Below are 22,789 nucleotides of genomic sequence, written 5' to 3' on the forward strand. Positions count from 1 at the left end.
ATTCTGAATGAAAAAAAGAAAGCAGAAGTCGACTTCTGCTCTCGGTTTCATTAGTTGTAAACCATATTAAAATCGGCTACGCCGTTGGCTGAACCGGTAGTGACGGTTGCACTAGTGGCCCGGTAGTCTGCGTAGAAGGTCAGGTCGGCAGTACTGGTTGCCCCCTGAGCTCCCGCAACAACGGCGTGGTTTTTCGTCACGGAGCCAGGGATAATCTGTTGGCGCTGATCATCTTCGTACAGCTTGATGCCCACGCCTGTTGCACCGGCAGTTACTGCAAACAGCGTGGTATCAGCCTTATCCTTATTGCCATCAAACAGGACGGCAACCTGCTTAATGGAACTCGGGCAATCTTTGACTTTGATATGGAAAGCCGTTTTAGTGGTTTCGACACCTGTACTGGTGAAATAGGATTTCGCCCATTTGCCAAGGTCAACGGTCTGGTTTGCACTGCTGCTGTCTACATTACAGGACGTATCCGTAATTTCGCCGGTGAATTTAACCTGGCCGCCGGTTCCCTGAGACCCTGCTGATGCACCTGGGTTAGTGGAAACAGCAGCCGTAGCCACGCTGGATACTAATACGGCAACGACACAGGTCATGATGCGGAATTGTGTTTTCATTTTCGATCTCTGGTTAACTTATACTTATGCAGTCGCCCTGCAGGCCAATATGGCCCACCCGGCCTCTGCCGTCATATCCTCCATGTTTATTAAATCTTTATTCCATCAGCAGGGTATTAAATGCGTAACCGTACCGCTCTAATTAATGTATACAATTAAATGGCGGCTTGATATTTCCGCTTCACCAACGGCGAGCGATAATTAAATTATTAGAAATACGAAGAAGATCATATTCATATTAAAAGCAGATGCAACGAATTATTTCGTAAAATAGCCGTAAAGACATTTAAACCATATATATAAAAATAAAATATTATCATCTCATGTTATTTTAAGATAAACATTAACGCACAATACATTACCTCTAAAGAAGAATTATTTTAACATTCCCAGGCCATACTTAACGAAATTAACCCACCAATGCACATTTCGCCCCGTGATTTATGACAAAAAATGCGGTCCATACACCAAACTAAGATGATTCCTACGCGCATTTTTATGCACAAACGTCGACTTTTAAACCACCCGCAGAAGAATCAACATGTTCATTAACAATGTTGATCTTTTATCTCGCCAATGTTCCTCCATTAGTTTAGCATTACCTTAATTAAGAAAAGGCTAAATCAATATGAACGATAGCGAACTCCTGCAAGCCCGTGCCGGTGAAGCGGCAGCGCTGCTAAAAGCGATGAGCAACCCCAACCGGCTGCTGATCCTCTGCATGCTGTGCGATGCCCCCGGCACCAGCGCCGGTGAACTGGCGAAAGCCAGCGGGCTCAGCCCATCAGCCACTTCACAGCATCTTGCCCGCATGCGGGAAGAGGGGCTGATTGACCGCCAGCGCGATGCGCAGCGGATTCACTATTCCATCCGTAACGAGGCGGTGCAGCAGATTGTCGCCACCTTAAAAACGCTCTACTGTCCCTAAGAGAGAAGCCAAATGACCGTTGAAGAGATCTCCCCACAGGCGGCCCTTGCGCTGATTGAGCAAGGTGCGACCCTCGTCGATATCCGCGATGCGGACGAATATGCCCGCGAACACATCCGCGCCGCTCGCCTGCTGCCGCTCGGCAGCATAGAACAAGGGGCAACGCTTTCAGCCAGCGCCGATGCCGTCGTTATCTTTCACTGCCAGTCTGGTAATCGCACGCGCAACAACCAAAGCCGCTTAATCGCTGCCGCAGCACCCGCGCAGGCCAAACTCCTCGCAGGCGGCATCGACGCCTGGCGTCAGGCCGGCCTCGTCACCACGGTAAATAAATCGCAGCCCCTACCCCTAATGCGCCAGGTACAGATTGCCGCCGGCGTGCTAATTTTACTGGGCGTCGTGCTCGGCTATAGCTTCTCCAGCGCGTTCTTCCTGCTCAGCGCCTTTGTGGGCGCAGGTTTAACCTTTGCCGGAGTGACGGGTTTTTGCGGCATGGCGCGACTGCTGGCGGTGATGCCGTGGAACCGGCGCTCATCCACCACCGGCGTATAAGAACTCAATAACAAAGGAGCACCTGAGATGTTTGCACCTGGCGATCTGGTTCAACCGAAAATGGGCGGACCAAAGTTAAAAGTGATTGAAGCACATGAAGACAGCATCGTGGCGGTACAGGCCAGCGATGAAAATGGCAAGCAGTACACGTTAAAAGCGGCAGACGTTGCGCCGTATAGTGAAGAAGGCGACTTTGGCGTTTGCTGATGTTGCGCTGCGGTGAGCGTCGCTCACCGCCTCATTTCGACGTTTATGAATAGTTACCCACAAATCACGCATATCTCCCAAACACTCCTCGCAGAACTAAACGCCAAAACAGTCGCCTATTTACGGATAAAAACGCTGAATGTGACATTATTCACATAAAAATCAGCATTGCCGTGCTTTTGCACCAACACACACGATCTCTCATCCTTTTTTACCATTTCGAAACAGACATTAACTAAATGATTTTTATATAAAAAATAGACAACAAAAACAAAAATAGCGCGGCGAACATAAAACAATCAAAAACAGAGCATTTTATTGACAAAAGCGCATTAAATAAAAATATTTCACTAGTTGTTTGTTCCAATCCAGATGGATAATCTATACACGTCAATTAAAGCAACCCAAAACGCCATAAAACAGACCACTTTCTGTATTAACCGTTCATTTTCGAGGAGCACACCGATGTTCTCTGCGCAGTCACGCCTGCGTCATGCGGCAGCAGACACTTTCGCCATGGTTGTCTACTGTTCCGTCGTGAACATGATGATTGAAATATTTCTCTCAGGAATGACCTTTGAGCAGTCACTTTCATCTCGTCTGGTTGCTATCCCGGTCAACATTATTATTGCGTGGCCGTACGGTATTTATCGCGACTTTATTATGCGACAGGCGGCTCGCATTAGCCCGGCAGGTTGGGTAAAACGCGTGGCGGACCCGTTGGCCTATGTCACCTTCCAGTCGCCGGTGTATGTGCTTATTCTGCTGAGCGTAGGTGCCGACTGGCACCAGATCCTGGCGGCGGTAAGTTCTAACGCCGTGGTATCGCTGGTGATGGGAGCCGCGTACGGCTACTTCCTCGATTTCTGCCGTCGCCTGTTCCGAGTGGAACAGTACACGCAGGCAAAAGCATAATCATATTGGTATAGGTGACTGGCTAAACTAGCCAGTCATCTACTTACAACTTCTCGCCAAATAGCCCATCAATAAAGCGCTCTAACGCCATTCGTGAGCTAAAGCCGTGCGGAATGCCGTAATGCTGCTCAACTTCGCCGCCTAAATAGAGCGGAAACTCTGCGTAGTGATCGCAGGCCTTAATATCAGAAGCCGGTTCAGCAAATTTGTTACTGCGATCTTTAAGCGCCGGATGAATGATCAGCGCCGTGCGCCCCATTCGCGCTTCGCGGTTGACGTAAACATAATTCTCACCACGACGGTAGCCGTAGGCTTTCGAGGTTACCGCATCCATGGTAAAGCCCGCTTTTTCAAGAACGCGCGCCACCTCATCAGGTCGTAAATACATATATTATCCTCTTTATCTTTTACTGCATCGCCACCTTACCGTAATCAGTATTCGCCTCGCTTTCAGATAATTCCAGAAACCAACCAATCTCCGGCAAATTATGTCGGGTGACCTACACTTATTGCTCCAACAAAATTTGTGGAGAACCTCATGTTTAAATCACTTAATCGCCATGATGCTGATGATGAAGTCCAGGATATTCATAATGACGTCAGCCAATTAGCCGACAGCCTTGAGAGCATCCTGAAGAGCTGGGCCAGTGAAGACAAAGACGAAATTGAGGCCGTCCGCCACAATGCGAAGAAATTGCTGAGCGAAACCCGTGCGCGCATTAATGGCCGTACCCGCATACAGCAAAGCGTTTGTGACGTTGCGGGCTGTGCCGATGACTATATTCGCGATAAACCGTGGCAAAGTGTGAGCGCTGCCGCGGCAGTGGGGATTTTTATTGGCGTATTATTAGGCTGTCGTCGATAATATCATCACAACGATGTTGATAATAAAAACGCGTCTCCCCCCGGAGTATCTCTGATGCCCCGGGGGTTTTTATTTTATAGCGGCCTTCAGCACCGCGACCTGAGCATCGGCCATCTGCTGCGACACGATATTGGTAAAGCTCATGATAAGCCCGGCCTGGCCTCGCTGGCTGATTCGCCAGTCGTTTACCGCCTGCACCGCCAACCCTGCGCGCCTGGCCCGCTGCGCCATAAGGCGGTCGTCACCTTCTACCGTCACCACCAGTTGAATACCCCCCAACTGCTCCAGCACCTGAAAGCCGTTAGACCGTAGCGATGTTTCCAGCCAGCGCCGACGTTCAGCATAGTGAACGCGCATCTTCTTCAGATGACGCCAGAAGTGCCCTTCGCGCAAAAAATCCGCCAGCGTCTGCTGACAGAGCACCGGCACCGGGCAGGCCAGCCGCTGCGCCTGCCGACGAAATGCCGCCACCAGCGGCAACGGTACCACCAGCCAGGCGGTGCGCAGCGCCGGGAACAGCGATTTACTGAAGGTACCGGCGTAGATAACCCGCTGCGGTGCATCCAGGCTTTTTAATGGCGGCAGCGGTTTACCCTGATAACGGAACTCGCTGTCATAATCATCTTCGATAATCCACGCGTGATGATGTGCGGCCCAATCCAGCAGCTGTCGGCGCCGTGGTAGCGACAGCGCCACGCCGGTGGGGCTTTGATGGGCCGGGGTGAGCAGCGCAAAGCGCGCGGTGGTGGGGTGCTGGGTTATCCATTCCACGTCCATGCCGTCCTCATCCACCGCCACCGGATGCAGCGTTACGCCCGCCTGTTCCACGACCGGGCGAATCAACGGAAATCCGGGGTCTTCCATCCACATCCCTTCCCCGCGCGCCTCCATCGCCTGCAGAATAAGCCCCATAGAGGCCGCATAGCCGGAGGTGATAAACACCTGTTCGGCCTCGCACTCGATGCTGCGAGAGAGACGAAGATACTCGACGATGGCCTGACGCAGGGACAGTTCGCCGCACACGTCGCCCAGCGCAAGATCGAAGCGCGTTTGTGTACGCAGCCTATGCCCCATTACCCGCGCCCATTGGCCACGAGGGAAGAGATCCAGCGCCGGAAGACCGAGCTGAAAAGGTTGTGGCTGGAAATGGTCGCCACCGAAGCCGAGAGGCTCGGCGGTGACCGGTTCCAGGGTTAAGTGATCGCTTACAAACGTGCCCGCCTGCCCGCGACGCTCCAGCCAGCCCTGCGCCACCAGCTCACCGTAGGCATTTTCCACCGTTACTCTTGAAACGCCGAGTTCCTGCGCGTAAACCCGGCTGGAGGGTAAGCGTCTGCCCGTTTTCAGTTCACCTTGTTCAATTGCCGCCTTCAGTTCCCTGGCAATCTGTTGATAGCGTGGTACGCCGCCCGGCTTCATGGTCTTATTTTTTACTCCGAATATGGATATCTTTTTAAGACCATTATAGTGCTATTTTTGTCCCATCTTGAACGAGGAGTGACAATATGACTGCATTACGCCAACCCTATAGTGAACTGAGCCCGAACGTCTATGCCGGGCTGGTTCAAGCCAGCATCGCGTTAGAAAAAAGCTCGCTGGAGCGCCCCCTGCTGGAGCTGCTTTACCTGCGCGTGTCGCAGATTAACGGCTGCGCCTTCTGTCTGGAGATGCACAGCAAAGCGCTGCGTAAATCTGGTGTCGATCAGGTAAAACTGGATGCGCTGGCGGGATGGCGAGTGAGCAATCACTTCAGCGATGCCGAGCGCGCGGCGTTGGCCTGGGCAGAAGATCTGACCCACATCGCTGAAAACCGCGCGGAAGAGAGCGTGTATCAGCCGTTGCTGGTTCATTTCAGCGCCGAGCAGATTAGCGATATGACCTTCGCCATCAGCCTGATGAACGCCTTTAACCGCCTTGCCGTCAGCATGCGTATGTAGTGAAAAAACGCCCGCAAATAATCGCTATTTGTGGGCGTTAATTTCCCACCATTATTCTCCATTTTCCTGCCAAATATCCCCCTGTTCATTACCCGGATATTTCTCAAAAAATCGCCATCATCATACAAATATCGAGCTAAATTCAGTTGTGAATTTTCAGACAATATTCATGCCATTTTTTAGATCCCAACCAAATTTCGCATCAAAATTCTTAAAAAAATCAATCAGCGTCAATTCGCTCTCAGCCCTTACATCATGGGAAATGACGGCGATATCACTCTATTGGCTATTTCGATTGAAAACAGATTGAGGGTTGTCACATCGTCTCAGTATGCTAGGGTATAAACAGGTCATTATTTTCATCAGGTAGCATATCGACATAAACTAAAAACAGGAAATCGCATATTGCATGGCAGTTAAATTAGAAGTTAAGAATCTTTATAAAATATTCGGCGAGCACCCACAGCGAGCATTTAAATATATCGAGAAAGGTTTTACCAAAGAGCAAATTCTCGATAAAACTGGATTATCACTTGGCGTTAAAGACGCCAGTCTGGCCATTGAAGAAGGCGAGATATTTGTCATCATGGGGTTATCTGGCTCCGGCAAATCCACCATGGTACGCCTTCTCAATCGTCTGATAGAACCGACTCGTGGTCAGGTGCTGATAGACGGTATGGATATTGCCAAAATATCCGATGCCGAGCTGCGGGAAGTTCGCCGTAAAAAAATCGCGATGGTATTCCAGTCATTTGCGCTCATGCCGCATATGAGCGTGCTGGAAAATACCGCCTTCGGCATGGATCTCGCCGGCGTTCCCGCTCAGGAACGTCAGGAGAAAGCGCTGGACGCGCTGCGTCAGGTTGGCCTTGAGAACTACGCTCATGGTTACCCGGACGAACTCTCCGGCGGCATGCGTCAGCGCGTCGGTTTAGCCCGAGCGCTCGCCATCAACCCCGACATTCTATTAATGGATGAAGCCTTCTCGGCGCTCGACCCATTAATCCGCACCGAGATGCAGGATGAGTTGGTAAAATTACAGGCTAAGCATCAGCGCACCGTGGTCTTTATTTCTCATGACCTCGATGAAGCGATGCGAATTGGCGACCGTATTGCCATTATGCAAAATGGCGAAGTGGTACAGGTCGGCACGCCTGATGAAATCCTGAATAACCCGGCCAATGATTATGTCCGCACCTTCTTCCGCGGCGTGGATATTAGCCAGGTCTTTAGCGCTAAAGATATTGCCCGCCGTAATCCGGATGGCCTTATCCGTAAAACGCCAGGTTTCGGCCCTCGTTCGGCGTTGAAATTATTACAGGATGATGACCGTGAATATGGTTACGTCATCGAACGCGGTAATAAGTTTGTTGGCATTGTCTCCATCGATTCATTGAAAGAGGCCTTAAAGGCCAATCAGGGAATCGAGGCGGCATTAATTGACGAGCCGCTGGCCGTCGATGCCCAGACGCCGCTCAGCGAATTACTCTCTCACGTGGGTCATGCACCCTGCGCCGTACCGGTTGTTGGAGAAGAACAGCAGTACGTCGGCGTTATTTCAAAAAGAATGCTGCTACAGGCATTAGATCGCGAGGGGGCAACCAACAATGGCTGATCAATCAAATCCGTGGGATACCACACCGGCTGCCGATAGCGCAGCTAACTCCGCCGACGCCTGGGGTTCACCGGCATCGGCACCGTCCGGCGGCGGCGCAGACTGGCTGCATAGCGCGCCTGCACCGCAGCCAGAACACTTCAATATTATGGACCCGTTCCATAAGACGCTGATCCCGCTCGACAGTTGGGTGACGCAGGGGATCGACTGGGTGGTGACGCACTTCCGTCCGGTGTTTCAGGGCATTCGCGTGCCCGTCGATTACATCCTGAGCGCCTTCCAGCAACTGCTGTTGGGGATGCCTGCACCGGTGGCGATTATTATTTTCGCCCTGATCGCCTGGCAGATTTCCAGCGTCGGTATGGGCATTGCGACCCTGATTTCGCTGATTGCCATCGGCGCGATTGGTGCATGGTCGCAGGCGATGATTACCCTTGCGCTGGTGCTCACCGCGCTGCTGTTCTGCGTGGTGATAGGCCTGCCGCTCGGCATCTGGCTGGCGCGCAGCCCAAGGGCGTCGAAGATTATCCGGCCGCTGCTCGATGCGATGCAGACCACGCCAGCGTTCGTCTACCTGGTGCCGATCGTCATGCTGTTCGGTATCGGTAACGTACCGGGCGTAGTGGTGACGATTATCTTTGCCCTGCCGCCGATTGTGCGTCTGACTATTCTCGGGATTAATCAGGTGCCGGCCGACCTTATCGAAGCGTCGCGCTCCTTCGGTGCCAGCCCGCGCCAGATGCTGTTCAAAGTGCAGCTGCCGCTGGCAATGCCGACCATTATGGCCGGTGTGAACCAGACGCTGATGCTGGCGCTGTCGATGGTGGTTATCGCCTCGATGATCGCCGTCGGCGGTCTGGGCCAGATGGTGCTACGCGGTATCGGTCGTCTGGATATGGGCCTTGCCACCGTGGGCGGTGTCGGGATCGTTATCCTCGCCATTATTCTCGACCGCCTGACTCAGGCCGTAGGCCGCGATTCTCGCAGCAAAGGTAATCGTCGCTGGTTCAATACCGGCCCGGTTGGCCTGCTGATGCGCCCCTTCTCTAAGTAACCATCGTGTTGGCCCGGCAGCCGTCGGGCCAATGCTCCGCAACAATCACTATTAAAGGAACAACGATGCGACACTCATTCGTCTTAGCTACCGCTTTTACTACTCTGGTTTCCGCCAGCACTTTCGCCGCCGACCTCCCAGGGAAAGGCATTACCGTACAGCCGGTGCAGAGCACCCTCTCCGAAGAGACCTTCCAGACGCTGCTGGTGAGCCGGGCGCTGGAAAAACTGGGATACACCGTCGATAAGCCAAACGAAGTCGACTACAACGTGGCTTACACCTCACTGGCCGCAGGTGATGCCACCTTTACCGCCGTCAACTGGATCCCTCTGCATGACGATATGTACGCTGCCGCCGGTGGCGACAAGAAATTCTATCGCGAAGGTACGCTGGTTAACGGCGCGGCGCAGGGCTATCTGATTGATAAAAAAACCGCCGATCAATACCACATCACCAACATTGAACAGTTGAAAGATCCTAAGATTGCCAGGCTGTTTGACACCAACGGTAACGGCAAAGCCGACCTCACCGGTTGTAACCCTGGCTGGGGCTGTGAAGCGGTGATTAACCACCAGATGGACGCCTATGAGCTGACCAAAACGGTCGAGCACAACCAGGGGAACTATGCGGCCATGATGGCCGATACCATCACCCGTTTTAAAGAAGGCAAGCCGATTCTGTATTATACCTGGACGCCTTACTGGGTAAGCGACGTGCTGAAGCCAGGTAAAGATGTCGTCTGGCTGCAGGTGCCGTTCTCTTCCCTGCCGGGCGTGCAGAAAAATATCGATACTAAGCTCTCTAACGGCGCAAACTACGGTTTCCCTGTGAGCACCATGCACATTGTGGCTAACAAGGCCTGGGCCGAGAAAAACCCGGCAGCGGCGAAGCTGTTTGCCATCATGAAGCTGCCGCTGTCCGACATCAACGCACAGAACGCCATGATGCATGACGGTAAAGCGTCCGAGGCGGACGTGCAGGGTCAGGTCGACGGTTGGATCAAAGCCCACCAGCAGGTATTTGATGGTTGGGTGAAAGAGGCGCTGGCCGCGCAGAAGTAAAATGTGATGCATCCGGCTGACGCCGGGAAAGCACCAGAGCCGCCACCGATTGCCGGATGGCGGCTCTGCCTTATCCGGCCTACAGGAACAGCACACCACAGTAGGCCGGATAAGCGAAGCACCATCCGGCATGAAAGCAGCACCAATTGGTAGCCCGGCCGAGCAACGCGACGCCGGAAAGGAACGGCGTCCACCAAAAAGCACAATCCGCTACCCATCATTTTCCCCCTCTCCCACGCCTTTCGTTATTATCGACCCCATCTTTCCTTACTTTCTCAATACCATGACTAAACCTGCTCACGGGCTTAGCCCGGCTTTGATCGTTTTAATGTCGGTCGCCACCGGCCTTGCCGTTGCCAGTAACTACTACGCGCAGCCGCTGCTGGAGACCATCGCCCGTCACTTCTCACTCAGCGCCGGACAGGCCGGTTTTATCGTCACCGCCGCCCAGCTAGGCTATGCCGCCGGGTTGTTGTTCCTGGTGCCGCTCGGCGACATGTTCGAGCGCCGTTCGCTTATCGTGTTCATGACCCTGCTGGCCGCAGGCGGCATGCTGATCACCGCCAGCAGCAGCTCGCTCGGCATGATGATCCTCGGTACCGCACTGACCGGGCTGTTCTCCGTCGTCGCTCAGCTGCTGGTACCGATGGCCGCCACTCTCGCTGCACCAGAAAAACGCGGCAAAGTCGTCGGTACGGTGATGAGCGGGCTGCTGCTGGGGATACTGCTGGCGCGCACCGTTGCCGGGCTGCTGGCAAGCCTCGGCGGCTGGCGCACCGTTTACTGGGTAGCCTCCGCGCTGATGGTGCTGCTGGCCTTCGCGCTGTGGCGCGGGCTGCCGAAGCTTAAGCAAGAGACGCATCTTAACTACCCGCAGCTGCTTGGCTCCATCTTTAGCCTCTTTGCTAGCGACAAGCTGCTGCGCACCCGCGCGCTGCTCGGCTGCCTGACCTTCGCCAACTTCAGCATTCTGTGGACGTCGATGGCATTTCTGCTCTCCGGCGCGCCGTTTAACTATTCGGAAGGCACTATCGGCCTGTTTGGCCTCGCGGGTGCCGCCGGTGCGCTGGGCGCTCGTCCGGTCGGCGGGCTGGCGGATAAAGGCAAAGCGCATCTGACCACCACCTGGGGTCTGGTGTTGCTGCTGCTTTCCTGGGTCGCTATCTGGTACGGACATACGTCCGCTATCGCGCTGATAATCGGGATTCTGGTGCTCGACCTGATGGTGCAAGGCGTACATATCACCAACCAGACGGTGATATACCGCGTACAGCCGGATGCTCGTAACCGCCTTACCGCAGGCTATATGACCAGCTACTTTATCGGCGGTGCGGCGGGATCGCTGCTGTCGGCCTCTGCCTGGCAGCACGCCGGCTGGCTGGGCGTGTGCCTCGCGGGCAGCCTGATGGCTGTCGCTAACCTGTTAGTCTGGTGGTGGGGTTATCATCGTCAGGAAGCGGAATAGCGGCGCCGCTGCCGGGTATACGTATCCGGCAGCGTTATGTCATAGACTAACCACATAAATTACGGACAATAATTCATTTACTTTATTTGTCACTATCGTTACTATATCGACTGTAACTAATGAGGTAATGCCCTGATGGATAGTTCGTTTACGCCCATTGAACAAATGCTGAAATTCCGCGCCAGCCGCAGCGAAGAGTTCCCTTTCCAGGAGATCCTTCTCACTCGCCTTTGCATGCACATGCAGGGCAAGCTGCTGGACAACCGTAATAAAATGCTGAAAGCTCAGGGGATCAACGAGACGTTGTTTATGGCGCTAATCACGCTGGAGTCTCAAGAAAATCACAGTATTCAGCCTTCTGAACTCAGCTGCGCGCTGGGTTCATCGCGCACCAACGCCACGCGTATCGCCGATGAACTGGAAAAACGCGGCTGGATTGAACGTCGTGAAAGCGACAATGACCGCCGTTGTCTGCACCTGCAGTTGACCGAAAAAGGTCATGAGTTCCTGCGCGAGGTGCTGCCTCCTCAGCATCACTGTCTGCATCAGCTTTGGTCTTCATTGAGCCTGGCTGAAAAAGACCAGCTCGAACATATCACCCGCAAGCTTCTCACCCGTCTGGATCAGATGGAAGAAGACGGTTCCGTACTGGATGCCCTGCGCTGATATCACCGCGTTAAAAAAGTAGATGAAAGGCCAGCAGATAACTTCTGCTGGCCTTTCTGGTAGGAAAAACAGGTCGGCTAAGCCGAAACAAATAATAAGAATGTGGAGAATCACATGAGCGCAAATGCGGAGACTCAAGCCCCGCAGCAACCCGCCAACAAGAAAGGCAAACGTAAACGCGCCCTCATCTTGTTGACCTTGCTCTTTGTTATTATTGCCGTGGCCTATGGGTGCTACTGGTTTTTGGTGTTGCGTCATTTTGAAGAAACCGATGACGCTTACGTGGCAGGTAACCAGGTTCAAATCATGGCGCAGGTATCTGGCAGCGTGACCAAAGTCTGGGCTGATAACACCGACTATATTAAGCAGGGCGACGTGCTGGTCACCCTCGATCAGACCGATGCTCAGCAGGCCTTTGAGAAAGCGCAGACTCAGCTTGCCTCAAGCGTCCGCCAGATGCGTCAGCTGATGATCAACAACAAGCAGCTGCAGGCGAATATTGATATTCGCAAAACCACGCTGGCTCAGGCGCAAACCGACCTTAACCGTCGTATTCCGCTGGGCAACGCCAACCTGATTGGCCGCGAAGAGCTGCAGCATGCCAAAGATGCCGTCACCAGCGCGCAGGCCGCTCTGGACGTGGCAGTGCAACAGTACAACGCGAACCAGGCGATGATCCTCGGCACTAAGCTTGAAGATCAGCCTACGGTTCGTCAGGCGGCGACCGAAGTGCGTAACGCATGGCTTGCCCTGCAGCGTACCAAAATCGTCAGCCCGATGAGCGGCTACGTTTCTCGTCGTTCCGTGCAGCCGGGTGCGCAAATTAGCCCAACCACGCCGCTGATGGCCGTTGTGCCAGCCAGCAACCTGTGGGTTGACGCGAACTTCAAAGAGACCCAGCTTGCGCATATGCGTATTGGCCAGCCGGTCACCGTCGTCAGCGATATTTACGGCGATGATGTGAAATACACCGGTAAAGTGGTGGGTCTGGATATGGGTACCGGTAGCGCCTTCTCCCTGCTGCCGGCGCAGAACGCCACCGGTAACTGGATCAAAGTGGTACAGCGTCTGCCGGTGCGTATCGAGCTGGATGAAAAACAGCTGGAACAGCACCCGCTGCGTATTGGTCTGTCTACGCTGGTGAAAGTCGACACCTCCAATCGCGACGGTCAGATGCTGGCTAACCAGATCCGCAACAGCCCGGTTTACGAGAGTAACGCGCGTGAAATCAGCCTCGACCCGGTTAATAAGCTGATCAACGACATCGTCCAGGCCAACGCCAACTAATGCTGGGGTGCGCGTAATGCAACAGCAAAAACCGCTGGAAGGCGCGCAGCTGGTCATTATGACCATTGCGCTGTCGCTGGCCACCTTCATGCAGGTGCTGGACTCCACCATCGCCAACGTAGCGATTCCGACCATCGCCGGTAACCTTGGCTCATCGCTGAGCCAGGGGACCTGGGTCATCACCTCGTTTGGGGTGGCGAACGCCATCTCCATTCCGATTACCGGCTGGCTGGCAAAACGCGTCGGTGAGGTGAAGCTGTTCCTGTGGTCAACCATTGCCTTTGTCATCGCGTCATGGGCGTGTGGGGTATCCAACAGCCTGGGCATGCTGATCTTCTTCCGCGTGATTCAGGGGGTTGTTGCCGGGCCGCTTATCCCGCTGTCGCAAAGCCTGTTGCTCAACAACTACCCGCCGGCCAAGCGCGCCGTCGCGCTGGCGCTGTGGTCAATGACGGTGATTGTGGCGCCAATCTGCGGGCCAATTCTGGGCGGCTATATCAGCGATAACTATCACTGGGGCTGGATCTTCTTCATCAACGTGCCCATCGGTGCCCTGGTGGTGCTGTTAAGCCTCCAGAGCCTGCGTGGCCGTGAAACGAAGACTGAGCAACGGCGTATCGATGGTATTGGTCTGGCGCTGCTGGTGCTGGGTATTGGTAGCCTGCAGATTATGCTCGACCAGGGGAAAGAGCTCGACTGGTTCAACTCAACCGAAATCATCGTGCTGACGGTAGTGGCGGTGGTATCGCTGAGCTTCCTGATTGTCTGGGAGCTGACCGACGATAACCCGATAGTCGATCTGTCGTTGTTTAAGTCGCGAAACTTTACCATCGGCTGTCTGTGTATCAGCCTTGCCTACATGCTCTACTTCGGCGCCATTGTTCTGTTGCCGCAGCTATTGCAGGAGGTCTACGGGTACACCGCAACCTGGGCAGGTCTGGCGTCCGCGCCGGTCGGGGTGATTCCGGTACTGCTGTCACCGATCATCGGTCGCTTTGCTCACAAGCTGGATATGCGCCGTCTGGTCACCTTCAGCTTTATTATGTATGCCGTCTGTTTCTACTGGCGCGCTTATACCTTCGAACCGGGGATGGACTTCGGCGCATCGGCCTGGCCGCAGTTTATTCAGGGCTTCGCCGTGGCGTGCTTCTTCATGCCGTTGACCACCATCACGCTCTCCGGGCTACCGCCTGAGCGTCTGGCGGCCGCCTCGAGCTTGTCGAACTTTACCCGTACGCTGGCAGGTTCTATTGGCACCTCAATCACTACCACGCTGTGGACCAACCGCGAGGCGTTGCACCATGCGCAGCTCACAGAGTCTGTGACGCCGTTTAACCCGAACGCCCAGCAGATGTACGATCAGCTGCAGGGTATGGGCATGACGCAACAACAGGCTTCCGGCTGGATAGCCCAGCAGATCACCAACCAGGGGCTGATTGTCTCCGCCAACGAAATCTTCTGGATTTCGGCCGGGATATTCCTCGTCCTGTTGGGATTAGTATGGTTCGCCAGACCGCCGTTTGGCGCGGGAGGCGGAGGCGGAGGCGCCCACTGATGAAAAAAGCCAGCTCGGTTGAGCTGGTTTTTTTTTGGCCTGAGTGACCTGCTCTGGAAAATCGCCGGATGGCGGCGTTGCCTTATCCGGCCTACATGGAGGCCATCGCCGCACGATCGGTAGGCCTGATAAGCGTAGCGCCACCAGGCAAGTCCGGCGCAAATTGCCGGACGAGATATTTAGGACGACGCCGGGTAAGCGACGCAGCGAAACTCCAGCCAGTCGATCGCCAGCCCCGGTTTAATCACCTCGCTCTGCACCTGGTAATACCCCGGCATCAACTGGATGCGGCACAGCTTCTGAGACACCGTCTGCCCCATCGTGCCGCGGGTCTGTACGGTGGCGACAAACTTACCGTTGAACAACAGATTGGCCGCCGTCTGCGCCAGCGGCATTGCCGGAGAGTTAACGCTTACTAACAGGTCATAAACCCCTTCACGCTCGATATGGATAGCCAACCTATCGCTATAGCGCAGCCGTGATTCCGGCGCGATATTGATGACATCCTCGATGTACAGCGACGCGTCGGCCGCCATCGTTGGCACATTCGCCTTCGGCACCTCACCGCGCTTTACCACCTGGGTATGCAGCATAAATGACAGAATATTGCGCGCGCAGCGCTGCAGTTCGCCCAATGTTAGCGATCCCTCAGCCAGCGCGGACAGCGTGTTGTCGTTCCCGGCATTAATTTCCGCGCCGTTGTTGTTGATAACCATATAGAGATCGTTCTGCGCGCGGATCATCGCCGCGGTATTATTGACCGTCGCTTCACCACCGCCGATTGCATCGTTCATTTTGGCCCACCAGTCGGTCATCACGATGCCGTTAAAGCCCCAGTCATCGCGCAGTATCGTGGTGTTCAGACAGTAGTTTGATGCCGACCAGTGGCCGTTAACCGGGTTATAGGCCGTCATCACCGCCATCGCGCCGCCCTGCTTCACCGCGTACTCAAATCCCTTGAGATAGATTTCACGCAGCGCTCGTGCGGAGACCACCGCATCGGCCTGAGCCCGCGCATGCTCCTGGCTATTGCAGGCAAAATGCTTCAGCGTGGCTATCCCGCCGCCGCTGCGTATTCCTCTGACCATCGCCGCGGCCATCATGCCGGTCACCAGTGGGTCTTCGGAAAAGTATTCAAAGTTACGCCCGTTGAGCGGGTGACGATGAATATTCATCCCCGGCCCCAGCAGCAGATCTATCTGGTTTTGCTGTAGCTCCTTACCTTCCATCACGTACAGACGCTCCACCAGCACTGGGTCCCAGGTGCAGGCTAGCAGCGTACCGCTGGGCATCAGCGTGGCGTGGGCGCCGTTGTCCATGCGGATACCCGACGGGCCATCCGCCGTGGCCGCCAGCGGGATCCCCTTTTCCAGCAGGCTATCGCCAGTGCCACCAAACGCGGAGGCGACGCCCGGCGTCACCTTATGGCTGCACATCCCCTCGCCGCGCACCAGGCACGCCAGCTCCTCTTCGCTTAGCTGAGCAATAAACGCCTCTATGCTGGCACGGCCGTCAACCACATCAACCAGCTTAAGGCCTTTATCGCCGGTGATGGCGAGCGCTGGCGGAAGGCGGTCATGAATGCGCTCACGCAGAGAGATTTTGCGCCGGGGCACCTCTTCCCACTCCGCCTGCCAGACACCGGGCTGCGTACGTTTCCCCGGGCGCAGTCGTGAAAAAGAGACCGTCGGCGCCAGCGCCTGTTCGTGACAGGAGAGCACTCGCAGCAGCGGCTGGGTATAGCCCTCTTCACCCTGCACGCGAACCGGCTGCAGCTGATTCACACAGTTGCCTCCCCAGAAGCGATACAAGCCCGGCTCCAGCACCCAACAGTGAGGATTGCCGGTCGCGCCGCTGTCGTCCCAGGACGCCAGCCGCTCCAGCGGCACGGTCAGGGTCAGCGTTTCGCACTCTCCCGGCTGCAACAGTCGGGTTTTGGTAAAAGCTACCAGCGCGCGCGTCGGTTTGCCCAGCGTTCCCTGCGGCGCTTCAAGATAGATTTGCACCACTTCGCTGCCCGCAAAACGTTCTCCAACGTTATCGACCTTCACCGTTATCTGGAAAAACAGTGGGTTATCTGCCATACGCTCGGCGTGCAGCGAATGAATAGCAAATCGGGTATAGGAAAGCCCAAAACCAAAAGGATAAAGCACTTGCTGCGGGCAGAAGGTTTCAAAGTAGCGGTAGCCGACGTAGATATCTTCCTGATAGATATTCTGCTCGCTATTGCCCCAGCAGGCAGAAGAAGGATAGTCATCCAGCGAATGGGCGATGGTATCCGTCAGCTTACCGGAGGGGGTCACCTCGCCGCAGAGCAGAGCGGCAACGGCCCTACCGCCGTCCGGGCCTCCGTGCCAGGCGTACAGAATAGCCCCAAGATGCGGGCGTAGTAACGGGTCTTCCGCCCACGACATATCCATGATGGAGGAGACGTTCAGCACCACAATAACGTTGCTGAAGTAGCGGCATACCGTGCGCAGCATGGCATACTCCAGCTCGGTTAAGCGGTAGCCTCCCGGCACGTCGGCGTTATCTTTATCTTCACCGGCGGTACGCCCAATCACCACCACCGCTTTATTCGAGACCCGTTTCGCCTGGGCCACGACATCATCATCAAGCGGCATCTCCTGTTGATGCCAGGGCTCCTGCGCCCACCCGCCGCCGCCGTTATCGAACGGGTGCGTCATCACCCACTGCTCATAGCGCTGTGCCAGCAGGCCGTTGACCCGAGCGCCGCAGCGCTCGCGCATCGCCTCCAGCAGGTTGCAGGTGGCGACCACGTTGACCGCGCCACCTGACCCGGTACCGCTGCGGTAGTAGTTGATTTGCGTGCGGCCAAAAATGGCGACGCGGTCCAGGCTATCCAGAGGCAACGTCTCTGGCCTGTTTTTGAGCAGCACGGCACCCTGTGCCGCCACGTTCATTGAGAATTCGGCAAACCCCTCCAGGGGCTTGCCTGGCAGACGCTGATGCATACGGATGGATTCCTTGATTGCCATTACGCTTCTGAATGCGCAAAGGTGCCGTTTTTCAGATCATCAACAACGTGGTTCATCCGGTTTTCATTCAGGCGATAGAACTTAATGGAGAACGCCGTCAGCACATAAAAGAGTGCGGGAACCAGCGTGAATAACAGCATTACACCCTGTGCCGCAGAATCCGATTGTGAAGTGACGCCAGATTCATAATGGAAATAAGCCAATACCCAACCCAGAATGGCCCCACCGACGGCAACCCCCAGCTTAATAACAAATATATTGGCCGCCACATTCATACCGGTAATTCTACGGCGCGTTTTCCATTCGCCGTAATTATTAGAATCGGTGATCATTGACCATTGCAGCGCCCCATTTCCGCCCTGAATAATAGAAATGATGATATGAATAACGAATATGACGATCCACATTTGCGGTGGTACGAAGAAACAGATAACGCCAAATCCAGCGGTGATTAAATTCACCCAGAATGAGAGTTTCACTTTACAAAAACGGGTGCCAAACGGTTTAGCCAGCACCGAACCCGCCATCGAGGCAAACATCCCGCCCAGCATAAACAGCGTGATGATATCCGCCCCTTTATTGAGCACGGTATTGATGTAGTAGACCACCGCGCCGCCGCGCAGTACCACCGCAACCAGCATCATAAAGTTGTACACCGAGAGGATCAGCCACTGATCGTTTTTGAACAGGATCTTCAGGTCACGGGCTATATTGAGGTTCTCTTCTTTAATCGGCTGCACGCGCTCTTTGGTGGTAAAGAAGCAGACGATAAACATCAGGCAGCCAATCACGCCAAACAACGCCATCGACACCTGAATACCGGTGGCGCGGTCGCCAGGATAGAGGAAATCCGCCAGCGGCAGGATAAACGCCGTGCCCAGCGCGCCGCCGATAGGGGTAATGGCAAAACGCCAGGACTGCAGCGACAGGCTTTCGCGCGGGTCGGAGGTTAGCGCCGCCCCTAATGAGCAATACGGGATGTTAATGGCGGTATACATCAACGTCATAAATATATAGGCCGCCACCGCGTAGGCCACCTTGCCGGTGTCAGAAAACGAAGGGATGGAGTAGACCAGCACGCAGCTCACGGCGAACGGAACGCAAATCGCCAGTAGCCACGGACGAAAACGCCCCCAGCGCGTCGCGGTGGCGTCAGCAATCGCCCCCATAATCGGGTCAGTGATGGCATCTAACAGTCGCACCAGCAGGAACATGGTCCCCATTACCGCCGGCGGCAGACCATAAATATCAGTATAAAAATAAGCAAGAATGGCGACCGAAGAGTCGAACACAATATGGCTGGCTGCATCCCCAAGGCTATAGCCAATCTTCTCTTTGATAGAAATTCTATCCCCTCTAGACATATAAACTCCCGTTTTTGGTTTTATGTTATGAAACCGGTTTCTGCGGGAGTTATTTTTTACAGTTATCAGGTCGGGATCTATTATGTTTTTCAGCTATCCCGTTATGTTTTTCGCTTTATGTGATCGCGAAACGGATCGAATAAATGGGGAAAAGGTTTTTTGTTTTGTGGCTCACAAATTAAAAAACGTCACACTTATTTTAAATATGAATTATTTTGTTGCAGAGAAATCACAAATATAACAATGACAGATAATAAAAAACCCGGAGCGTTCCGGGTTTTATCAGCCTGCTGAATGCACAAACTAGATGTGCAATTCTTTCAGCGTCTCTTTTGGCAGCGCCAGCTCATCATTGCTGTTAATGCGTACACCACGATCGATAATGTGGCGCGCAATCTCCTGCGCTTCGCTGAGAGAGTGCATCTCATAAGTTCCGCACTGGTAAACGTTCAGCTCAGGGATCTGATTTTGATCCTGCACTTTCAGTACGTCTGCCATTGCCGCTTTCCAGGCATCGGCTACGCGCTGCTCGTCCGGCGTACCAATCAGGCTCATGTAGAAACCGGTGCGGCAACCCATTGGCGAGATATCGATAATCTCAACGCCGTTACCGTTCAGATGGTCACGCATAAAGCCAGCAAACAGGTGCTCCAGAGTGTGGATCCCTCTTTCTGGCATCACTTCCTTGTTCGGAATGCAAAAACGCAGGTCAAAAACCGTGATCGCGTCGCCGTGCGGGGTGTTCATTTTCTTCGCCACGCGAACGGCAGGGGCTTCCATACGGGTATGATCGACTGTGAAGCTATCTAACAACGGCATTTCGTAACCTCCGATATCACCTTTATGCTCACGCGTGTTGCACTTTTTTCTATCCACAACTTCATATAACCACATGAATAGATTCAACTTTATGCAATTCACCGCGCTCCGCTTCAGGATAATGTGATTTTTTTAAAAATAAACTGAACTCTTTGTTCCTATGCCAGTCTTAGTATATGAAAGACGCGCATTTGTTATCATCATCCCTGATTCAGAGATGTATATTTTGGCCACAGTGATGTGGCCTTTTTCTTTTGTATCAGGCGTGTCTCGCCAGCAGAGCTTCAAACGGTTCGTTATCCGCCTCTTCAATCTGCTGCTGACGTGCTCGGGAAGCATCACGCTCCTTCGCAAAATCCTCTTCGCTCAGAATCTCCAGCGGCTCCTCGCGCAGCATCGTACGATACTGTTCGGCCAGCGCCTTGCCCGTACCGCCAATACCTTCATCAAGCATAGAACGCAGAATACGCGCCGAGAAGGTTAAATCTGGATTATCAAAACCGGCGACCAGCTCATCGCATACCTTCTGGTATGCCGTTCCGCCGTTGATACCGTCCAGCGTCTGCGCCACGCGCTTAAGATCGTGGAACAGATCTTTACCCACTTTCGCCAGCGGGAACTGCGCTGTTTCGCAGCCAATGCCCAGCGTCAGGCCCGGCTTACGCCCTTCCAGGATCACGCGGTTCCAGTTGGTGCGCGTACACAGCAACTCGTCGCTGCTCATCTCTGGCGCATCCGCCAGCACGCACCAGACCATAAACAGGTCAAGGAAGCGAATCTGCTGCTCGTCGACGCCAATTGGCGAGAACGGGTTAATATCGAGCGAACGTACTTCAATGTACTCGATACCACCGCGCAGCAGCGCATCAGAAGGCGTTTCGCCGTCGCGCGTGACGCGCTTAGGACGAATTGGCGCGTACAGCTCGTTTTCAATCTGCAGAATGTTGCTGTTGATCTGCAGGTGCTTACCGTCCTTCTCAAGGCCGATACGGGCATACTCTTCCGACGGAGTTTTAATCGCGCGCTTCAATCCTGCCACATACTCGTGCAGTTCGTTAAACGTAATTCCGAGATTGCTTTGCGATTTATTGGTATAGCCAAGGTCGCTAAGGCGCAGAGAGGTGGCGTACGGCAGGTAGTACATGCCGCATTCCGTTTTCTCAAACGGCAGCGTGGTCGGTTTGCCCTGCAGGAAGGAAGAGCAGATTGCCGGCGACGCCCCGAACAGATACGGAATCACCCAGCCAAAACGGTAGTAGTTGCGAATCAGACGGAAATAACCGGCTGAAATCGCTTCTTTATCGTCTGTACCGCACTTCGCCTGCCAGAATGCCATTGGCAGCGAGAAGTTGTAGTGTACGCCAGAGATGGTCTGCATCAGCGCGCCGTAGCGGTTCTTCAGACCTTCTCGGTACAGCGTTTTCAGGCGGCCGATATTTGACGTGCCGTACTGCGCCAGCTCAATCTCCTGGCCCGGCGCAATGTAGCAAGGCATGCTCAGCGGCCACATGCGTTCGTCGCCCAGTTGACGTGCGGTGTAGCGATGCACATCACGCAGGAGCGTCAGCATATGGTCAATGTCGCCGTCAACCGGAGTAATAAACTCCAGCAGGGCTTCGGCAAAGTCCGTGGTGATCCATTTGTGGGTCAGGGTTGCGCCAAGCGCTTCCGGGTGACCGGTTGTTGCCAGAGAACCATCTGCATTAACACGCAGCGTTTCGCGCTCAAGTCCGCGGTGGATCCCCTGAAGAGCCTGAGGATGTTTTTCCAGCCAGGACAGCGCCTGTGATACGTCCGGGATCAAATTGACCTCCCGCCTGTCGAATTCATTTTATTAAGCATAATTGTCATCGTGGAGATGCGATATTCCACCTGCCATCCAATTAGTGCCACCACGTCATGCCCTGAAGCGTCAGCGCCGCGACTGCGACGTAACGTAACGCTTTCCCCAGGCATAAAAAAAAGAGTACTGGTCCCCAGGAAATACGCATCCACCCTGCCAACAGGCACAGCAAATCGCCGATAACCGGCATCCAGCTCAGCAGCAGCGTCGCCGCGCCGTAGCGTCGGAGCCAGCCCACTGCCTTTTCCTGCCACCGCGATGTTTTGCGTAATGGAAAAAAACGACCAAGAATAACGTTAGTAGCCCCGCCAAGGCTATTACCCATTGTTGCTATTACTACCAGAAGCCAGGGCTTACTCGAGCCAGAAAGCAGCAGCGCGACCAGCACGGCTTCGGAGTTACCTGGCAGCAGCGTTGCACTAAGGAAGCTGCTTGCAAACAGCGACCCCAGCGCCAGAAATTCACTCACAGCAGACGTACGTCAACGGCGTCCATTCCCGCCGCAGCAGCGGCCTGAAGCCCAAAATCGGCATCTTCAAACACCACGCAGCGTTCAGGCGGCGCGCCGATCAATTCGGCGCACAGTAAGAACGTATCTGGCGCAGGCTTATGCTGTTTAACATGATCGGCGGCGACAACGGCCGCAAAATAGTGACGCAGTCCCAGATGCGCAAGCAGCGCTTCAGCTACGGCGCTTTCGCTACCGGTGCCGACTGCCATCGGACGACGACCGTGCCACTCCTTCACCACCTCAATAAGCGGCAATGGTGTGACCGAGTCCAGCAGCATTGATTTTACCGCAGCTGTTTTTTCACGAGCGAGAAGATGGGGATCTAAATCGGCCTGATGGCTTTCAATTATCGCCTGGGCAATACGCCAGGTCGGTGAGCCATTGAGGGCAACCATCGCCTGTTCGTCGAACTGCATTCCATATCGTCCCAGCACATCACGCCACGCTTTGCGATGCGTAGGTTCCGTATCAAGGATGGTGCCATCCATATCAAAAAACAATCCAGCATAGCGTTCGTACATTG

22 protein-coding genes are annotated in these 22,789 nt (G+C 54.4%); 13 read left to right on the forward strand and 9 right to left on the reverse strand.

Annotated features, from left to right (window positions below; translation table 11 throughout):
* Positions 1-50: 50 nt before the first annotated feature.
* Positions 51-623: a fimbrial protein gene (locus ACLGE8_RS17245; protein ID WP_411000058.1), complete on the reverse strand. Its 573-nt coding sequence runs from the start codon at positions 621-623 to the stop codon at positions 51-53.
* 628 nt (positions 624-1,251) lie between these two features.
* Between ACLGE8_RS17245 and ACLGE8_RS17250 the strand changes: the two genes are divergently transcribed.
* The 4 genes from ACLGE8_RS17250 to alaE all read left to right on the forward strand — a co-directional run bounded on the left by ACLGE8_RS17250 (position 1,252) and on the right by alaE (position 3,225).
* On the forward strand, positions 1,252-1,551 hold the full coding sequence (locus ACLGE8_RS17250; RefSeq protein ID WP_411000059.1) for an ArsR/SmtB family transcription factor: 300 nt from the start codon (positions 1,252-1,254) through the stop codon (positions 1,549-1,551).
* 12 nt (positions 1,552-1,563) lie between these two features.
* Entirely contained in the window at positions 1,564-2,103 is a 540-nt protein-coding gene (locus ACLGE8_RS17255) for a rhodanese family protein (protein WP_411000060.1), read from the forward strand.
* Positions 2,104-2,130: 27 nt separating this feature from the next.
* Complete coding sequence (locus ACLGE8_RS17260; protein ID WP_185668721.1) at positions 2,131-2,310, forward strand: hypothetical protein; 180 nt, start codon at positions 2,131-2,133, stop codon at positions 2,308-2,310.
* A 465-nt stretch (positions 2,311-2,775) separates the two neighbouring features.
* On the forward strand, positions 2,776-3,225 hold the full coding sequence (gene alaE, locus ACLGE8_RS17265; RefSeq protein WP_123652669.1) for an L-alanine exporter AlaE: 450 nt from the start codon (positions 2,776-2,778) through the stop codon (positions 3,223-3,225).
* 43 nt (positions 3,226-3,268) lie between these two features.
* Here the strand turns inward: alaE and ACLGE8_RS17270 are convergent, their stop codons facing one another.
* The gene (locus tag ACLGE8_RS17270; protein WP_333496718.1) at positions 3,269-3,613 is read right to left on the reverse strand and encodes a DUF2002 family protein; all 345 of its coding nucleotides are present in this window, start codon (positions 3,611-3,613) and stop codon (positions 3,269-3,271) included.
* 150 nt (positions 3,614-3,763) lie between these two features.
* On the opposite strand from ACLGE8_RS17270, the gene ACLGE8_RS17275 reads away from it, so the two are divergent.
* Positions 3,764-4,090 (forward strand): DUF883 family protein, encoded by a 327-nt coding sequence (locus ACLGE8_RS17275; RefSeq protein WP_411000061.1) that lies wholly within the window; start codon positions 3,764-3,766, stop codon positions 4,088-4,090.
* A 69-nt stretch (positions 4,091-4,159) separates the two neighbouring features.
* Here ACLGE8_RS17275 and ACLGE8_RS17280 read toward each other — a convergent pair whose 3' ends face one another.
* Positions 4,160-5,509, reverse strand: coding sequence for a PLP-dependent aminotransferase family protein (locus ACLGE8_RS17280; RefSeq protein WP_411000062.1), 1,350 nt, complete (start codon positions 5,507-5,509; stop codon positions 4,160-4,162).
* A gap of 86 nt (positions 5,510-5,595) precedes the next feature.
* On the opposite strand from ACLGE8_RS17280, the gene ACLGE8_RS17285 reads away from it, so the two are divergent.
* From ACLGE8_RS17285 to emrB, 8 genes are all read left to right on the forward strand, one after another.
* Positions 5,596-6,027 carry a carboxymuconolactone decarboxylase family protein gene (locus ACLGE8_RS17285; RefSeq protein ID WP_411000063.1) on the forward strand — a complete coding sequence of 144 codons (432 nt, stop codon included), beginning with the start codon at positions 5,596-5,598 and terminating at the stop codon, positions 6,025-6,027.
* 409 nt (positions 6,028-6,436) lie between these two features.
* Positions 6,437-7,642, forward strand: coding sequence for a glycine betaine/L-proline ABC transporter ATP-binding protein ProV (gene proV, locus ACLGE8_RS17290; protein WP_220440948.1), 1,206 nt, complete (start codon positions 6,437-6,439; stop codon positions 7,640-7,642).
* Complete coding sequence (gene proW, locus ACLGE8_RS17295) at positions 7,635-8,696, forward strand: glycine betaine/L-proline ABC transporter permease ProW (protein WP_411000064.1); 1,062 nt, start codon at positions 7,635-7,637, stop codon at positions 8,694-8,696. The genes proV and proW overlap by 8 nt, the downstream gene beginning before the upstream one ends.
* Positions 8,697-8,761: 65 nt before the next feature.
* Positions 8,762-9,757 carry a glycine betaine/L-proline ABC transporter substrate-binding protein ProX gene (gene proX / locus ACLGE8_RS17300; protein WP_411000065.1) on the forward strand — a complete coding sequence of 332 codons (996 nt, stop codon included), beginning with the start codon at positions 8,762-8,764 and terminating at the stop codon, positions 9,755-9,757.
* A 283-nt stretch (positions 9,758-10,040) separates the two neighbouring features.
* Positions 10,041-11,222 carry an MFS transporter gene (locus ACLGE8_RS17305; RefSeq protein WP_220440947.1) on the forward strand — a complete coding sequence of 394 codons (1,182 nt, stop codon included), beginning with the start codon at positions 10,041-10,043 and terminating at the stop codon, positions 11,220-11,222.
* A 135-nt stretch (positions 11,223-11,357) separates the two neighbouring features.
* A complete protein-coding gene (gene mprA, locus ACLGE8_RS17310) occupies positions 11,358-11,888 on the forward strand; it encodes a transcriptional repressor MprA (protein WP_185668712.1) in 531 nt (176 codons plus the stop codon).
* A 114-nt stretch (positions 11,889-12,002) separates the two neighbouring features.
* Positions 12,003-13,175 carry a multidrug efflux MFS transporter periplasmic adaptor subunit EmrA gene (emrA, locus tag ACLGE8_RS17315; RefSeq protein WP_411000066.1) on the forward strand — a complete coding sequence of 391 codons (1,173 nt, stop codon included), beginning with the start codon at positions 12,003-12,005 and terminating at the stop codon, positions 13,173-13,175.
* Positions 13,176-13,191: 16 nt separating this feature from the next.
* Positions 13,192-14,730, forward strand: a complete 1,539-nt coding sequence (gene emrB / locus ACLGE8_RS17320; RefSeq protein ID WP_411000067.1) for a multidrug efflux MFS transporter permease subunit EmrB — start codon at positions 13,192-13,194, stop codon at positions 14,728-14,730.
* Positions 14,731-14,909: 179 nt separating this feature from the next.
* Here emrB and ACLGE8_RS17325 read toward each other — a convergent pair whose 3' ends face one another.
* The 6 genes from ACLGE8_RS17325 to yqaB form a co-directional block, all read right to left on the reverse strand.
* The gene (locus tag ACLGE8_RS17325) at positions 14,910-17,729 is read right to left on the reverse strand and encodes a glycoside hydrolase family 3 protein (RefSeq protein ID WP_411000068.1); all 2,820 of its coding nucleotides are present in this window, start codon (positions 17,727-17,729) and stop codon (positions 14,910-14,912) included.
* Positions 17,729-19,093 carry a glycoside-pentoside-hexuronide (GPH):cation symporter gene (locus tag ACLGE8_RS17330; RefSeq protein WP_411000069.1) on the reverse strand — a complete coding sequence of 455 codons (1,365 nt, stop codon included), beginning with the start codon at positions 19,091-19,093 and terminating at the stop codon, positions 17,729-17,731. Before ACLGE8_RS17330 ends, ACLGE8_RS17325 begins: the two co-directional genes overlap by 1 nt.
* Before the next feature lie 303 nt (positions 19,094-19,396).
* Positions 19,397-19,912 (reverse strand): S-ribosylhomocysteine lyase, encoded by a 516-nt coding sequence (gene luxS / locus ACLGE8_RS17335; protein WP_185668708.1) that lies wholly within the window; start codon positions 19,910-19,912, stop codon positions 19,397-19,399.
* A 259-nt stretch (positions 19,913-20,171) separates the two neighbouring features.
* Positions 20,172-21,716 carry a glutamate--cysteine ligase gene (gshA, locus tag ACLGE8_RS17340; protein WP_411000070.1) on the reverse strand — a complete coding sequence of 515 codons (1,545 nt, stop codon included), beginning with the start codon at positions 21,714-21,716 and terminating at the stop codon, positions 20,172-20,174.
* Between the two features lie 79 nt (positions 21,717-21,795).
* A complete protein-coding gene (locus ACLGE8_RS17345) occupies positions 21,796-22,224 on the reverse strand; it encodes a YqaA family protein (RefSeq protein ID WP_411000071.1) in 429 nt (142 codons plus the stop codon).
* Positions 22,221-22,787: a fructose-1-phosphate/6-phosphogluconate phosphatase gene (yqaB, locus tag ACLGE8_RS17350; RefSeq protein WP_411000072.1), complete on the reverse strand. Its 567-nt coding sequence runs from the start codon at positions 22,785-22,787 to the stop codon at positions 22,221-22,223. The genes ACLGE8_RS17345 and yqaB overlap by 4 nt, the downstream gene beginning before the upstream one ends.
* Positions 22,788-22,789: the final 2 nt, after the last annotated feature.

Source organism: Kluyvera sp. 142486 (assembly GCF_046569695.1).
Lineage (GTDB): Bacteria > Pseudomonadota > Gammaproteobacteria > Enterobacterales > Enterobacteriaceae > Kluyvera.

Excerpts from the sequence above, each read along its gene's own strand:
- yqaB (WP_411000072.1), bottom strand. The coding sequence starts at position 22,787 with ATGTACGAACGCTATGCTGGATTGTTTTTTGATATGGATGGCACCATC.
- emrA (WP_411000066.1), top strand. The coding sequence starts at position 12,003 with ATGAGCGCAAATGCGGAGACTCAAGCCCCGCAGCAACCCGCCAACAAG.
- luxS (WP_185668708.1), bottom strand. The coding sequence starts at position 19,912 with ATGCCGTTGTTAGATAGCTTCACAGTCGATCATACCCGTATGGAAGCC.
- proW (WP_411000064.1), top strand. The coding sequence starts at position 7,635 with ATGGCTGATCAATCAAATCCGTGGGATACCACACCGGCTGCCGATAGC.
- ACLGE8_RS17260 (WP_185668721.1), top strand. The coding sequence starts at position 2,131 with ATGTTTGCACCTGGCGATCTGGTTCAACCGAAAATGGGCGGACCAAAG.
- ACLGE8_RS17245 (WP_411000058.1), bottom strand. The coding sequence starts at position 623 with ATGAAAACACAATTCCGCATCATGACCTGTGTCGTTGCCGTATTAGTA.
- ACLGE8_RS17250 (WP_411000059.1), top strand. The coding sequence starts at position 1,252 with ATGAACGATAGCGAACTCCTGCAAGCCCGTGCCGGTGAAGCGGCAGCG.
- mprA (WP_185668712.1), top strand. The coding sequence starts at position 11,358 with ATGGATAGTTCGTTTACGCCCATTGAACAAATGCTGAAATTCCGCGCC.
- ACLGE8_RS17325 (WP_411000068.1), bottom strand. The coding sequence starts at position 17,729 with ATGGCAATCAAGGAATCCATCCGTATGCATCAGCGTCTGCCAGGCAAG.
- ACLGE8_RS17270 (WP_333496718.1), bottom strand. The coding sequence starts at position 3,613 with ATGTATTTACGACCTGATGAGGTGGCGCGCGTTCTTGAAAAAGCGGGC.
- ACLGE8_RS17285 (WP_411000063.1), top strand. The coding sequence starts at position 5,596 with ATGACTGCATTACGCCAACCCTATAGTGAACTGAGCCCGAACGTCTAT.
- ACLGE8_RS17280 (WP_411000062.1), bottom strand. The coding sequence starts at position 5,509 with ATGAAGCCGGGCGGCGTACCACGCTATCAACAGATTGCCAGGGAACTG.
- alaE (WP_123652669.1), top strand. The coding sequence starts at position 2,776 with ATGTTCTCTGCGCAGTCACGCCTGCGTCATGCGGCAGCAGACACTTTC.
- ACLGE8_RS17330 (WP_411000069.1), bottom strand. The coding sequence starts at position 19,093 with ATGTCTAGAGGGGATAGAATTTCTATCAAAGAGAAGATTGGCTATAGC.
- emrB (WP_411000067.1), top strand. The coding sequence starts at position 13,192 with ATGCAACAGCAAAAACCGCTGGAAGGCGCGCAGCTGGTCATTATGACC.
- proV (WP_220440948.1), top strand. The coding sequence starts at position 6,437 with ATGGCAGTTAAATTAGAAGTTAAGAATCTTTATAAAATATTCGGCGAG.
- proX (WP_411000065.1), top strand. The coding sequence starts at position 8,762 with ATGCGACACTCATTCGTCTTAGCTACCGCTTTTACTACTCTGGTTTCC.
- ACLGE8_RS17255 (WP_411000060.1), top strand. The coding sequence starts at position 1,564 with ATGACCGTTGAAGAGATCTCCCCACAGGCGGCCCTTGCGCTGATTGAG.
- ACLGE8_RS17275 (WP_411000061.1), top strand. The coding sequence starts at position 3,764 with ATGTTTAAATCACTTAATCGCCATGATGCTGATGATGAAGTCCAGGAT.
- ACLGE8_RS17305 (WP_220440947.1), top strand. The coding sequence starts at position 10,041 with ATGACTAAACCTGCTCACGGGCTTAGCCCGGCTTTGATCGTTTTAATG.